Genomic DNA, 12,888 nt, shown 5'->3' with positions numbered 1-12,888 from the left:
AAAGCTTCACGATACGACGGTGTCGCCCAGCAGCTGGCGCGAGGAGCGCACCAGCGCGGCTACGTCGAGGATCAGGGCGACGCCGCCGTCGCCCAGGATGGTGGCGCCCGAGATGCCGGCCACCTTGCGGTAATTCGCTTCCAGGTTCTTCACCACCACCTGCTGCTGGCCTACCAGTTCGTCCACGAACAGCGCGGCCTTCTTGCCCTCGGTCTCGAGGATCACCACGATCCCCTCGGAGGGGTCGGTGATGCGCGGCTGGATCTCGAACATCTGGTACAGCGGGATCAGGGGCAGGTATTCGCCGCGCACCTTCAGCACGCGGCCGCGTCCCGCGATCTCGCGGATGTCGGCAAGCGCCGGCTGCAGCGACTCGACGACAAAGGACAGAGGCAGGATGTAGACCTCTTCGCCGCTGCGGATCGACATGCCGTCCAGGATGGCCAGCGTCAGGGGCAGCGAGATCGAGATCGTGGTGCCGAAGCCGCGCGCAGAGCGGATGTCGACGCTGCCGCCCATCGAGGCGATGTTGCGCTTGACGACGTCCATGCCGACGCCGCGGCCCGACACGTCGGTCACCTGCTCGGCGGTCGAGAAGCCCGGCGCGAAGATCAGCTGCCAGACTTCCTCGTCGCTCATGTTCTCGCTCACCGAAAGCCCGTTCTGGCTGGCTTTGGCGAGGATCCGTTCGCGGTTCAGGCCGGCGCCGTCGTCCGAGACTTCGATGACGATATTGCCGCCCTGGTGGCCGGCCGACAGGAACAGGCGCCCCGCCTCCGACTTGCCGCTGGCAACACGTGCGGCCGGCATCTCGATGCCGTGGTCGATCGAGTTGCGCACCAGGTGGGTCAGCGGATCGACGATGCGCTCGATCAGGCCCTTGTCGAGCTCCGTGGCGGCGCCGTTGGTGATGAAGTCGACCTTCTTGCCAAGCTTGCTGGCCAGGTCGCGCACCATGCGCGGGAAGCGCGAAAACACGAAGTCCATCGGCATCATGCGGATCGACATCACCGCTTCCTGCAGCTCGCGGGTGTTGCGGCCCAGCTGGCTGATGGAATTGAGCAGGCGCTCGTGGGTCATCGGATCCAGCCCGCCGCTCCTTTGCTCGAGCATGGCGTTGGTGATCACCAGTTCGCCGATCAGGTTGATCAGCTGGTCGACCTTCTCGACCGACACCCGGATCGAGGACGATTCCGCGTGCGGGTCCTTCTTGGCGGCGGCCTTCTTTTCAAGCGCCAGCTCGCTTGCCGTTTCGGACAGCTCGAGCGGTTCCGGGCCCTTCGGCGCGGCAGCCGGCTTCGGTTCACCCGTGATGCCGGCCGCGGCGCGGATCTGTTCGATCGGCTGGAAGAAGCCGTAGCCGCGCTCGTCGTCCGACAGCTCGTCGCCGCCGCTTGCCGCGGCCGCGCCCTCGTCGTCGGCGTCGAAGAAGCCGTAGCCCTGCTGGTCCTCGATGCGCTTGCGCTCGGCGGCCTCGATGGCGCGCTGTTCGGGCGTCAAGGCCGGGGCCTCGAAGATCTTCAGGTCTTCCGGATTGAGCACGAAGGAGCAGATCGCGATGATGTCATCCAGGCTCTCGTGCGTGGTGATGATGATAGCGCTGCGCCCGCCCTCCAGCGGCGTCACCTTGGCGCGCCCCATCAGGCCCAGCTCGTCGACCAGGGCGCTGATGTCGCGCTGCTCGACCGGGGGCAGCTCGATCTTGTAGCGGTGCGCTCCCTCAGTCGGCTGGTGTACCTTCGCCTCGGCGGTGAGATACGACGGCGCCACCACGGGTGCGTGCGGCACCAGGCCTTCGGCCAGGTCGTGCAGCACCATGCGCACGTTGGCGACCGCTTCCTGGTCGACGGCTGCGCCGTGGCGGTGGCCGTCGAGCTGCATCTTGAGGCTGTCCTTGGCCGCCAGGAAGGCGTCCACGTGGTTCGAGGTCAGCGCCATCTCGCCCTTGCGGATGCGGTCCAGCAGCGACTCGAGCACGTGCGTGACCTCGCTCATGTCGGACAGGCCGAAGGTCGAGGCGCCGCCCTTGACGGAATGGGCGGTGCGGAAGATCGCGTTCAGGTCTTCCGGGTCGGGCGCGGCCACGTCGACTGCCAGCAGCAGCCGCTCCATTTCGGCGAGCAGTTCCTCTGCCTCGTCGAAAAAGACCTGGTAGAACTGGCTGATGTCGATCGTCATGGTGCTGTTTCCTCGATTACCGGGCGCATCATCGGTTCAACCGATGACTTTTTTCACGACCTCGATGAGGCGCTGCGGATCGAAAGGCTTGACCAGCCAGCCGTTGGCGCCGGCGGCGCGACCCTTGGCCTTCATCTCGTCGGACGACTCGGTGGTCAGCATCAGGATCGGGGGCTTGGCGTAGGTCGGCAGCGTGCGCAGGGTCTTGATCAGCGCCAGGCCGTCCATGCGCGGCATGTTCTGGTCGGTCAGGACCAGGTCCACGCTCTGCAGCTTTGCCTTGTCGAGGCCATCCTGGCCGTCCACGGCTTCCACCACGTTGTAGCCAGCCGCCTTCAGGCTGAAGGCCACCATCTGGCGCAGCGAACTGGAATCGTCGACCGCGAGAATCGTTTTTGCCATGTTTTGCTCCTGCTGTTTTATCCGGTATGTTCCGGTTGAATGTTAAGTGGCGAAGTGTCGTGTTGTTCAGTACCGGCGGCGCACTCAGAAGAGTTCGATGTCCCCGCTCTCGAGGTGCTGCTGGTCGACCGACTTGCGCAGCATGCTGCGCAGCTCGAGCGACTGGATCGCCAGCGCCATGCTGACCTTGCCCAGGCGTTCGACGATCTCGTCGCTGTCGGTTTCCGGTGCGATCTCGGCGCCATGCTCGCTGAGCGTGCCGAGGAAATCGCGCAGGCCGGTCACGCGCCGCAGCGTGCGGTCGATCAGCTGGCTGGTCATGTCCTGGAACTGCATGCTGGTGATGGCCGAGTTCACGTGCTGGCCGATCTCGCCGGACATGTCCGCCAGGTTCGCGCTGTCTTCGGCGCTCGGCGTCTCGCCGGCCAGCAGGCGGTTGATCGCTTCCTGGCGCGCCCCGACCGCCGTGTGGATGGCCATGAAGCTGCTGGTCAGCTTGTCGATGGCTTCTTCCAGCAGCAGCTCGGTCTGCAGCAGGTCGGTCTCGACCTCGGTCAGGTGGCGGCGTCCGTGGATGGCCACACCGGACAGCAGGCGCTTGACGTGTGATCCGAGAATCTTTTTTCTTTTCATTCGAGTCTCCTGCTGGACTACTTGCCTGCGGCCGGCATACCGGCGTTCGCCGCGACCGCTTCGGCCGCCGCCGCGGGCTGCTGCGCCGGCACCTCGAGCGAGGCGGCGTCGCGCTGCACGGCTTCCTCGGTCTTCTTGTTCATGACGATGATGCTGATGCGCCGGTTGATCGGGTTGAACGGGTCCTTGCGATCGAGGTTGGCGGCCGAGGCCAGCCCGACCACGCGCAGCACCTTGTCGTCGCCCAGGCCGCCGCGCACCAGTTCGCGGCGCGAGGCGTTGGCGCGGTCGGCCGACAGCTCCCAGTTGCTGTAGCCGGCATGGCTGAAATACGGGGTGGCGTCGGTATGGCCCGACAGGCCGATCTTGTTCGGCACCTCGTTGAGCACCATGCCGATGATATTCAGGATCTCTTTCGTGTACGGCTGCAGCTCGGCCTTGGCCAGCTCGAACATCGGGCGGTTCTGCTCGTCCACGATCTGGATGCGCAGGCCTTCGCTGGTGAGGTCGAGCAGCAGCTGGTTCTTGTACTTCTTGAGCAGCGGATTGACCTCGATGACCGATTCGATCTTCATTTTGAGGGACTGCAGGCGCTCGGCCTCGGCGCGCGCGATCTGGGCCTTGGCCGCCTCCAGGTTGTAGGTCTTCGAGGTCGGGTCGATGTCGCCCTTCTTGACCTGGCCGTTGCGGCGGGACAGGTCGGTGCCGCCGCCCTTGATCACCGACGAGGAGTCGCCGGCGCCCGAGCCGCCCGCCATCGCCACCTTGAGCGGCGTCTTGAAGTATTCTGAGATGCCTTCCAGGTCGCCCTTGGCGGTCGAGCCGAGCAGCCACATGAGCAGGAAGAAGGCCATCATCGCGGTCACGAAGTCGGCGTAGGCGATCTTCCAGGCGCCGCCATGGTGGCCGCCCTGGACCTTCTTGATGCGCTTGACGACGATGGGACGCATGTTGTCGTCAGCCATGGTCCCCTCCTCGTCTCGATTCCTGCAGTTGATCTGAAAGCAGCATCACGCTCTACTTCTTCTTCTTGATGTGCTCTTCGAGTTCGGCGAAGCTCGGACGCTCGGTCGAGTACAGCACCTTGCGGCCGAATTCGACGGCCAGCGCCGGCGCATAGCCGTTCAGGCTCGCCAGCAGCGTGACCTTCACGCACTGGAACATCTTGGTCGATTCTTCCAGCTTCTGCTCCAGCACGCTGGCCAGCGGGGTGACGAAGGCGTAGGCCAGCAGGATGCCGAGGAAGGTGCCGACCAGCGCCTTGGCGATCAGGATGCCCAGCTCGGCCGGTGGCAGGCCCACCGATTCCATGGTGTGGACCACCCCCATCACCGCCGCCACGATACCGAAGGCCGGCAGGCCGTCGCCGACCTTGGCGATCACGTGGGCCGGGATCGCGCCCTCGTGGTGGTGGGTCTCGATCTCGTTGTCCATCAGGTTTTCGATCTGCATCGCGTCCATGTTCCCCGACACCATCAGGCGCAGGTAGTCGGTCATGAATTCGACGATGTGGTGGTCGGCCAGCACCGCCGGGTACTTCGAGAACAGCGGCGAGGCTTCCGGCGCCTCGATGTCGCCTTCGATCGACATCAGGCCTTCCTTGCGCACCTTCGACAGCACGTCGAACTGCAGCGCCATCAGCTCCATGTACATGTCCTTGGTGTACTGCGAGCCCTTGAACACACCCGGGAGGGCTTTCATGGTCGCCTTGACCGACTTCATGGTGTTACCGACGAAGAAGGCGCCCAGGGCGGCGCCGCCGATCATCAGCAGTTCGATCGGCTGCCACAGCGAGGCCAGGTGGCCGCCGGCCAGGGCGAAGCCGCCGAAGACGCAGAGGCAGACGACGATGTAACCAAGAATGACTAACAAGGGAATTCCGCTCCAGAAATGCCGGGAATGTTTCGTCCGGGCGACTCAATAATAGTGATTTCAGGCAAAGTTGACGCAGGGAACCACTCTAGCGGGAGAATGGCTCACCGGCAAGCAGAAAGGCCGGTTTTGTCGTCTAAAAGTGCCAGATATGAAGGGCCGGGCCGCCCTCTGTGGGATAGACGATACGGTTAGGTAGACGATCGTCAATGATGAATTCGTAGCTGAGAAGCAGCGAACCGGGCCGCATTTCGCGCGCGGCCTTGCGCCACAGGGCGGGCATCGCGGCCGGCGACAGGTAGGCGAACACCAGGTCGAATTCGCCGAAATTGAGGGCATCGTAGTCGCCGCGGATGAAACGGGCGCGGCTACGCGCCAGGCGCGCGCGCAGCCGGCTCACCAGCCAGGGCAGCGGCGCCAGCTCGATGCCAATGGCCTCGACCGCCGGGCCGCGGCGCGCCAGGTCCAGCACCAGGCCACCCAGGCCGCTGCCGATGTCGATCACGCGCACCGGCTGCTTGTCCGGCAGGAGTCCGGCCACCGCCTCCCAGACGCGCCGGTTGGACGGGTAATACGGCACCTGGGTACGGTAGGTGGACCAATAGAGCAGGAGCAGGAACAGGAAGACGGCCAGGAAGACCAGCGGCGGGATCGCCAGTTGAACGGCGCCGAACAGCGCGACCGGGAACAGCAGCTGGATCGCGTGCCACCAGCTCGCCAGGCCGCGCCACCAGCTCAGGCCTGCGGCGGCCAGTCCCTGGATCACGGCCACGGAGAGGTAGGACATGGGGATGCCGGCAGTGGCCAGCAACCAGGTAAGTGCCAGGGTCAGCGGGAAAGCGGCGACCTGCAACAGCAGTGCCGCCACCGCGGGCTTCATGTAGGGTGGGCGGCTCTGCCGCCCACGCGGTGATAGCTGGTAGCAAGATCATGCGGCGCGATAAACTGGCCGATAACGATCGCCGCGTGGGCGGGAAACCCGCCCACCCTACGAAGAACCATGTTATTCGCCCTGCTTGGCCGCAGCAGCGGCCGCGTCCTTGGCATCCTTGGCCTTGCGCGTCTTGCCGGCGCGCGAAGGCATGTGGCACAGGCCGCACAGGTAGCCGGCGTTCAGGTCGAGGGCATTGACGACGAACTTGCCCTGGCATTTCTGGCACGGGGCCAGCACCAGCATGCCGCTCTGGAAGAAGCGCACCAGGGTCCAGGCGCGGGTGAGCGACAGCAGCGGCTCTTCGCCCGGCTCGGGCGGCATCTGTTCGAGGTAGAGTTGGTAAGCCTTCATCACCGCCTGGACGCCGCTGGCGCCGGCATGTTCGACCAGGAAGTTATGGATGTTGATGAACAGCGAGGAATGGATGTTGGGCTGCCAGGTCAGGAACCAGTCGGTCGAGAACGGCAACATGCCCTTGGGCGGAGAGACGCCCTTCAGTTCCTTATACAGCTTGAGCAGGCGCTCGCGCGACAGCGAGACTTCGGTTTCGAGCAGCTGGAGGCGCGCCCCCAGGTTGATCAGTTCGATCGCAAGCTGGATTTCCTGCGCTTCCGATACGACACTCTTCTTGCTCATTGCCACTCCCGCCCGTGTAACTTGCCATGCAGCCCCGACGGGACCGCGTCAGCGGGATTTTATACGATCTCTTCAACTGGCTGGCCAGCCATCAGGATGGCGGCGTGCGACTGGGCCAGGCTGCGCTCCTTGGTGTGGCTGGTCAGCATCGACAGGATGGCGGTGTCGTCGAAGCGGAAACGGGCCAGCATCATGTTGCCGCTTGCCAGCTTCAGGATCTGGGCATTGCTCATGCCTTCGATCAGCTCGGCGATGTCGGCGGAGATGCCGAGACGGAAAATGGCGGTGACTTTGTCGGCGCGGATCATCTGCTGGGCCAGCATCAGGTAGCTCAGGTTGGCGTCGCGGATTTCAGCCATCATGTCGTTCATCGTCATTTTTCTATCTCTCCGTATCCGTTGATCGGCGACTCAGTTGCTACTGAGGTGTTGCCGTTGAGATAGATTCTGACTGTGAGGAAACTTTTTCGGTATTGGACGAACTCTGTATTTTTCGTCCGCGAAATGACGGCATGACCCGTAGGAGTTTGTCTGACAAACCCTGCTGGATCACTCTGGCGCCCCTATGAAAACGGGGGCTGGGGGAGCTGCGGAAAATCCGCCGAATTGTGCGCGCTCGAGACTGCTTCTGTCGTGCGCTTGATACGGTTTACGTCAAGCTTTCGGAGAACTTTAGGGTTTTCGCAAAATATTTTTTCAAATCTTGCTGCCCTTCTCCACTTCATTAACGGAGCGCCTAGTGAGAACTTGAGGGTTTGTCGAAAATATTTTTCAAAACCCTTTACCGCGCTTCTGGTACGGGTAACGGCAGCGGTTTGGAGAACTTTAGGGTTCTTGAGAAAATTTTTTGAAAATTTTTTTGTGCGCCAAAAAGTTATCGGCAAGCCAACAAAGGCAGGCGGCAGGCCGGGGAACTTGCTACACTGCGAGACTAACAAAAGCTTCAAGCCTCAACTAATCCAAGGCAAGCATGGAATCTTTACGCATCTGGGACATCAGCCCGACGATATCGAACGGCATTCCCGTCTGGCCAGGCGACACCCCGTTCGAGGCCGCCCCGACCTGGGCGATCAAGGATGGCTGCCCGGTGCGCGTCAGCCGCATGACCATGACCACCCATCTCGGCGCGCATACCGACGCCCCCAGCCACTATGACCCGGCCGGCAAGTCGATCGACCAGGTCGACCTGCTGCCCTACATCGGCGCCTGCCGCGTGATCCACTGCACCGGCGTGAGCACGGTCGAGCCGACCCACCTCGAGGGCAAGCTGGATGGCGTCCCGCCGCGCGTGCTGCTGCGTACCTACGCCAGGGCGCCCCGGCAGGCCTGGGACCCGGCCTTCCCCGCCATCAGCCCGGCCGCGATCGCCTTGCTGGCCAGCCGCGGCGCGATCCTGGTCGGCACCGACGCCCCCTCGCTCGACCCGCAGGATTCGAAGACCCTGGACGCCCACCATGCGGTGCGCGCCGGCGGGATGGCGATCCTGGAGGGCATCGTGCTGGACGAGGTCCCCGAGGGCGACTATGAGCTGGTCGCCCTGCCCCTGAAATTCGCCGGCATGGACGCCAGCCCGGTGCGCGCCATCCTGCGTCAATTACCCATGAAGGAAGCTGCATGACCGCTGTAACGACACGCGCCGACTGCGTCACGAGCGACCAACGCGACCCGCTGCGCACCCTGCGCGAGCGCTTCGACCTGCCCGACGGCATCATCTACCTGGACGGGAATTCGCTCGGCGCCCGCCCGAAGGCCGCCCTGGCGCGCGCCCAGGAAGTCGTCAGCCGCGAATGGGGCCAGGACCTGATCAAGAGCTGGAACACGGCCGGCTGGTTCGACCTGCCCAAGCGCCTCGGCAATCGCCTGGCGCCGCTGATTGGCGCCAACGAGGGCGAAGTCGTGGTCACCGACACCACCTCGCTCAACCTGTTCAAGGCGCTGGCCGCGGCCCTGAAGCTGCAGGCTGAAGGAGCGGGAGCCGGACGCCGCACCATCGTTACCGAACGCAGCAACTTCCCCACCGACATCTACATGGCCGAAGGCCTGACCCAGTGGCTGGATCGCGGCTACCGCGTGCGCCTGGTCGATTCGGTGGACGAGATCCCGGCGGCGGTGGACGCCGACTGCGCGGTGCTGATGCTCACCCACGTCAACTACCGCACCGGCTACCTGCACGACATGGCGGAGCTGACCCGCCACGCGCACGCCGCCGGCGCGCTCGCCGTCTGGGACCTGGCCCACTCGGCCGGCGCGGTGCCGGTCGACCTGCATGCGGCCAAAGCCGACTTCGCGGTCGGCTGCACCTACAAATACCTGAACGGCGGTCCCGGGGCCCCGGCCTTCATCTGGGTGCCGCAGCGCCACCAGGCGGCGTTTGCCCATCCGCTCACGGGCTGGTGGAGCCATGCGAAGCCCTTCGCCATGTCGCACGGCTTTGCGGCTTGCGAAGGTATCGGGCGCGCGCTGTGCGGCACCCAGCCGGTGCTGTCGCTGGCGCTGGTCGAGTGCGGGCTGGAGGTGTTCGAGGAGACCACCATGGCGGCCATCCGCGAGAAGTCCTTGGGGCTGACCGACCTCTTCATCGAGCTGGTCGAATCGACCTGCGGCGACCATCCGCTCGGCCTGGTGACGCCGCGCGAACACGCGCGGCGCGGCAGCCAGGCCAGCTTTACCCATCCGCACGGCTACGCGGTGATGGCGGCATTGATTGCCCGCGGCGTGATCGGCGACTACCGCGAGCCCGAGATCATGCGCTTCGGCTTCACCCCGCTCTACACCAGCTTCGCCGACGTCTGGGATGCGGTGGCGATCCTGAAGGACATCCTCGACCGCGAAGCCTACGATACCCGGGCCGAACGCAGCGCAGTGACCTGAGGCCGACATGGACGACAAAGCGAATACCAAGCCGGCCGAGTGGCACGGCGCCAAGCTCGATTTCAAGGAATCGATGAGCTACGGCGACTACCTGGGCCTCGACCAGATCCTGGCCGCCCAGCATCCGCTCTCGCCGAACCACAACGAGATGCTGTTCATCATCCAGCACCAGACCAGCGAGCTGTGGATCAAGCTGATGCTGCACGAGCTGCAGGCGGTGCGCCGCCACATTCGCGAGGACAACCTGCCGCCGGCCTTCAAGATGCTGGCGCGCGTGGCCCGCATCATGGACCAGCTGGTGCATGCCTGGGACGTGCTGGCGACCATGACCCCGCCCGAATACACGGCGATCCGCCCCTACCTTGGCGCGTCCTCGGGCTTCCAGTCCTTCCAGTACCGCGAGCTCGAATTCATCCTCGGGAACAAGAACCCGAACCTCTTGGGCGTGCACGAGAAGTCGCCCGAGGCGCATGCCATCCTGGAACGCGAGCTGCACGCGCCTTCGGTCTACGACGAGGCGGTGATGCTGCTGGCGCGCAGCGGCTTCACCATCGCCCCTGAGCGCCTGGCCGCCGACTGGACCCGGCCGACCGTGGGCGACGAGAGCGTGAAAGCGGCCTGGCTGGCGGTTTACCAGGACACCGAACACCACTGGGCGCTGTACGAACTGGCCGAGAAGCTGGTCGACCTGGAGACCGCCTTCCGCTTCTGGCGCTTCCGCCATGTGAGCACGGTCGAGCGCATCATCGGCTTCAAGACCGGCACCGGCGGCACCTCGGGCGCCAGTTACCTGCGCAAGATGCTCGACGTGGTGCTGTTCCCTGAATTGTTTGCCCTCCGAACCGCACTTTGAGCCAGGCGGGCCGAGCGGTGTATGATCGCATTGTTTCCATAATCTAAAGAAACAATGCAATCCGCGCCGCCTGCGCTCGCGCAGCCCTTTTCCGTCTATCTCGACCTGACCCGCTTCCTCGCCGCGGTCATGGTGGTGCTCGCCCATGTCGAGTACTTCAGGGTCATCCCGAAGGGCGCCTGGGGCCTGGTGCCGGAGATGGGGCGCGAGGCGGTGATCGTGTTCTTCGTCCTGTCCGGCTTCGTGATCGCGGCGACGACGGCGCAGCGCCGGCCGTCCGCGCGCGCGTACGCAGTGGCGCGCCTGTCGCGCCTGTATTCGGTGGCGCTGCCGGTCCTGCTGCTGGGACTGGCCTGTGCATTGGCCGTGCGCGCCTTCACCGACCTGGTCCCGCCCCATGGCTACGCGCTCGACAAGTTGTACGTGTACGTACCATTCCACCTGCTCTTTCTCGGCCAGCACTGGACCCTGGGCGAAGTGCCTCCCTACATGGAGCCCTACTGGTCGCTCAACTACGAGGCCTGGTACTACCTGCTGTTCGGGCTGGCCTGCTACCTGCAGGGCCGCCGCCGCATCGCCCTTGTGGGACTGGCGCTGCTTGTCATGGGCTACAAGCTGTGGCTGCTGCTGCCGGTATGGCTGGCCGGCGCCTGGCTGTACCGGCGCAGCCATGGTCCCTGGCTCGGCCGCAATGCGGCCCGGGCCGGATGGCTGGCCAGCCTGGCGCTGCTCGCCACCTGGGTAGGCCTGCGCCTGGAAGAGCCGCTGCGCATGGCCGGCATCGCCTGGTGGCCCTTCTCCGGGCTGCCACTTGGCAGTGCCGACCGCTTCCTCGGCGACTATGTGGTCTGCGCCATCGTCCTGCTCAACTTCGCCTGCGCGCGCGATGCCGGCTTCACGGCGCTTGAGCGCATCGCACCGGCGGTGCGGCTGCTGGCCTCGTACACCTTCACGCTCTACCTGTCGCATGCGATCGTCATCGGGCTGTGGCTGGCGGCCTACCCGCACGAGCGCAGCTCTGGTGCGGCCCTGCTGGGCCTCGGCGCAGCGATCGTGGCGACGACCTTCGCCCTCGGCGCGCTCACCGAACACCGCCGCCACCTGTTCCAGGCCCTGTTCGCGCGGCTGCTGGCGCCGCGCAGGCCCTTGGTCGCGGCCGAAAAAACCGGAGCCTGAAACCGGCCTGCCGCTTTCGACGTACAATCGCCGTTCATCTTTTCCTAATGGCGGAGGCGCGATGAAGTGCGACGTACTGATCCTGGCGGGCCTGTGGAATTCCGGTCCCGAGCATTGGCAGAGCCAGTGGCAGGAGCGCTATCCCGCCTGGATCAAGGCCCAGCACCGCGACTGGAACTGCCCGGAGCGCGACGAATGGGTGGCCGAGCTGGACGCCGCCATCGCCGCCTGCAAAGGCGCGCCGATCCTGGTCGCGCACAGCCTCGGCTGCATGCTGGTGGCGCATTGGGCGGCCAGCCGTTCGCCGCTGAAGGTGGCCGGCGCCTTCCTGGTGGCCCCGAGCGACGTCGAGGCGCCGAGCTATCCGGCACCGAGCAACGGCTTCGCGCCGATTCCGTTTGCTCCCCTGCCCTTTCCCAGCATGGTGCTCGCGAGCGACAACGATCCCTACCTCAGCTTGGCACGCGCCACCGCCTTCGCCCACGCCTGGGGCAGCCGCCTAGTGCACATCGGCGAGGCCGGCCACGTGAACGCGGATTCCGGCCACGGTCCCTGGCCCGAGGGCGAGCGCCTGCTGCAGGAGTTCTGCGACCAGATCGGCCATACGACGTGAGCTTTCTGGCCACAGCATGAAGACCTACCACGGCAGCTGCCACTGCGGCAGCGTACGCTTCGAAGCCGACATCGACCTGGGTGCCGGCACCAGCAAGTGCAACTGCACGATCTGCAGCAAGATGCGCTTCTGGGCGGCGCAGGTGCCTTCCTCGGCATTCCGGCTGCTCGCCGGTAGCGATACCTTGCGCGAATACCGCTACCACACGCGCCGCGATGCGCATTACTTCTGCAGGCACTGCGGCATCAACACCTTCTCGACCGGCGACTCGCCGGCGCTGGGCGCCTTCCACGCGGTGGTGCTGGCCAGCCTGGACGACCTGCCGGTCGAGGAACTGCTGGCTGCCCCGGTACGCTACCTGGACGGCCGCAACGACAACTGGGTGGCGCCGCCCGCCGACACCCGCCACCTTTGAATGACCCGTAGGGTGGGCGGCTCCACCCTGAGCCCCGATCAGCCGCCGGCTGGTCCGCCGCCCACGCGTTCAAGCCAGGCCGGCGGACCAGCGAGGCAGCTTGGTACGCGGACGCCTGTTGAACGCGTGGGCGGCACAAGAGCCGCAGGATCATGTCGGTTCGAGTGGAGCCGCCCACCCTGTTAGGGCAAAGTTGTAATGTCCGGATCTAGCAAAGTTGAAATGTCCGCTTTTTGCTAGATGACTCATGCTGTCGACTCCGAATCGTTTGGAGTCCAGTGTGAGCAAATCCGGGAGCATTACGAT

Annotated in this window: 14 protein-coding genes; 6 read left to right on the top strand and 8 right to left on the bottom strand. The window is 65.0% G+C overall.

The features are described 5' to 3' along the window. Window positions 1–6: 6 nt before the first annotated feature. The 8 genes from cheA to flhD all read right to left on the bottom strand — a co-directional run bounded on the left by cheA (window position 7) and on the right by flhD (window position 7,032). Window positions 7–2,178 (bottom strand): chemotaxis protein CheA, encoded by a 2,172-nt coding sequence (gene cheA, locus FG94_RS03755; protein WP_036207308.1) that lies wholly within the window; start codon window positions 2,176–2,178, stop codon window positions 7–9. Window positions 2,179–2,214: 36 nt separating this feature from the next. Continuing rightward, window positions 2,215–2,580: a response regulator gene (locus FG94_RS03750; RefSeq protein ID WP_036207305.1), complete on the bottom strand. Its 366-nt coding sequence runs from the start codon at window positions 2,578–2,580 to the stop codon at window positions 2,215–2,217. 84 nt (window positions 2,581–2,664) lie between these two features. Next, window positions 2,665–3,213 carry a hypothetical protein gene (locus FG94_RS03745; RefSeq protein WP_036207302.1) on the bottom strand — a complete coding sequence of 183 codons (549 nt, stop codon included), beginning with the start codon at window positions 3,211–3,213 and terminating at the stop codon, window positions 2,665–2,667. Window positions 3,214–3,230: 17 nt separating this feature from the next. Next, on the bottom strand, window positions 3,231–4,178 hold the full coding sequence (gene motB, locus FG94_RS03740; protein ID WP_036207300.1) for a flagellar motor protein MotB: 948 nt from the start codon (window positions 4,176–4,178) through the stop codon (window positions 3,231–3,233). A gap of 52 nt (window positions 4,179–4,230) precedes the next feature. Next, on the bottom strand, window positions 4,231–5,085 hold the full coding sequence (gene motA / locus FG94_RS03735) for a flagellar motor stator protein MotA (protein ID WP_036207297.1): 855 nt from the start codon (window positions 5,083–5,085) through the stop codon (window positions 4,231–4,233). Between the two features lie 136 nt (window positions 5,086–5,221). Beyond that, window positions 5,222–5,965, bottom strand: coding sequence for a class I SAM-dependent methyltransferase (locus FG94_RS03730; protein ID WP_036207294.1), 744 nt, complete (start codon window positions 5,963–5,965; stop codon window positions 5,222–5,224). A gap of 123 nt (window positions 5,966–6,088) precedes the next feature. After that, complete coding sequence (flhC, locus tag FG94_RS03725; RefSeq protein WP_036207291.1) at window positions 6,089–6,655, bottom strand: flagellar transcriptional regulator FlhC; 567 nt, start codon at window positions 6,653–6,655, stop codon at window positions 6,089–6,091. A 59-nt stretch (window positions 6,656–6,714) separates the two neighbouring features. Then, window positions 6,715–7,032 (bottom strand): flagellar transcriptional regulator FlhD, encoded by a 318-nt coding sequence (gene flhD, locus FG94_RS03720; RefSeq protein WP_027863769.1) that lies wholly within the window; start codon window positions 7,030–7,032, stop codon window positions 6,715–6,717. A gap of 592 nt (window positions 7,033–7,624) precedes the next feature. Here flhD and kynB point away from each other — a divergent pair. From kynB to FG94_RS03690, 6 genes are all read left to right on the top strand, one after another. Continuing rightward, window positions 7,625–8,272, top strand: a complete 648-nt coding sequence (kynB, locus tag FG94_RS03715; RefSeq protein ID WP_036207288.1) for an arylformamidase — start codon at window positions 7,625–7,627, stop codon at window positions 8,270–8,272. Continuing rightward, window positions 8,269–9,525 (top strand): kynureninase, encoded by a 1,257-nt coding sequence (gene kynU, locus FG94_RS03710; RefSeq protein ID WP_036207285.1) that lies wholly within the window; start codon window positions 8,269–8,271, stop codon window positions 9,523–9,525. Before kynB ends, kynU begins: the two co-directional genes overlap by 4 nt. 7 nt (window positions 9,526–9,532) lie before the next feature. Then, window positions 9,533–10,378, top strand: coding sequence for a tryptophan 2,3-dioxygenase (gene kynA / locus FG94_RS03705; RefSeq protein ID WP_036207282.1), 846 nt, complete (start codon window positions 9,533–9,535; stop codon window positions 10,376–10,378). 54 nt (window positions 10,379–10,432) lie between these two features. Further along, window positions 10,433–11,554, top strand: coding sequence for an acyltransferase (locus tag FG94_RS03700; protein ID WP_036207279.1), 1,122 nt, complete (start codon window positions 10,433–10,435; stop codon window positions 11,552–11,554). Between the two features lie 61 nt (window positions 11,555–11,615). Then, window positions 11,616–12,167, top strand: a complete 552-nt coding sequence (locus tag FG94_RS03695; protein ID WP_036207276.1) for an alpha/beta hydrolase — start codon at window positions 11,616–11,618, stop codon at window positions 12,165–12,167. Between the two features lie 16 nt (window positions 12,168–12,183). Then, window positions 12,184–12,582: a GFA family protein gene (locus FG94_RS03690; protein WP_036207274.1), complete on the top strand. Its 399-nt coding sequence runs from the start codon at window positions 12,184–12,186 to the stop codon at window positions 12,580–12,582. Window positions 12,583–12,888 lie beyond the last annotated feature (306 nt).

Source organism: Massilia sp. LC238, from assembly GCF_000735635.1.
GTDB classification, from domain to species: domain Bacteria; phylum Pseudomonadota; class Gammaproteobacteria; order Burkholderiales; family Burkholderiaceae_D; genus Telluria; species Telluria varians.
Note: the sequence above shows the minus strand (reverse complement) of the source record. Positions and strands in the feature narration are given on the sequence as shown.

Bases quoted from the DNA above. Each gene is read 5' to 3' on its own strand.
- FG94_RS03700 (WP_036207279.1), top strand. From the start codon at position 10,433: ATGCAATCCGCGCCGCCTGCGCTCGCGCAGCCCTTTTCCGTCTATCTC.
- FG94_RS03750 (WP_036207305.1), bottom strand. From the start codon at position 2,580: ATGGCAAAAACGATTCTCGCGGTCGACGATTCCAGTTCGCTGCGCCAG.
- FG94_RS03690 (WP_036207274.1), top strand. From the start codon at position 12,184: ATGAAGACCTACCACGGCAGCTGCCACTGCGGCAGCGTACGCTTCGAA.
- kynA (WP_036207282.1), top strand. From the start codon at position 9,533: ATGGACGACAAAGCGAATACCAAGCCGGCCGAGTGGCACGGCGCCAAG.
- FG94_RS03695 (WP_036207276.1), top strand. From the start codon at position 11,616: ATGAAGTGCGACGTACTGATCCTGGCGGGCCTGTGGAATTCCGGTCCC.
- flhD (WP_027863769.1), bottom strand. From the start codon at position 7,032: ATGACGATGAACGACATGATGGCTGAAATCCGCGACGCCAACCTGAGC.
- kynB (WP_036207288.1), top strand. From the start codon at position 7,625: ATGGAATCTTTACGCATCTGGGACATCAGCCCGACGATATCGAACGGC.
- motB (WP_036207300.1), bottom strand. From the start codon at position 4,178: ATGGCTGACGACAACATGCGTCCCATCGTCGTCAAGCGCATCAAGAAG.
- kynU (WP_036207285.1), top strand. From the start codon at position 8,269: ATGACCGCTGTAACGACACGCGCCGACTGCGTCACGAGCGACCAACGC.
- FG94_RS03730 (WP_036207294.1), bottom strand. From the start codon at position 5,965: ATGAAGCCCGCGGTGGCGGCACTGCTGTTGCAGGTCGCCGCTTTCCCG.
- flhC (WP_036207291.1), bottom strand. From the start codon at position 6,655: ATGAGCAAGAAGAGTGTCGTATCGGAAGCGCAGGAAATCCAGCTTGCG.
- FG94_RS03745 (WP_036207302.1), bottom strand. From the start codon at position 3,213: ATGAAAAGAAAAAAGATTCTCGGATCACACGTCAAGCGCCTGCTGTCC.
- cheA (WP_036207308.1), bottom strand. From the start codon at position 2,178: ATGACGATCGACATCAGCCAGTTCTACCAGGTCTTTTTCGACGAGGCA.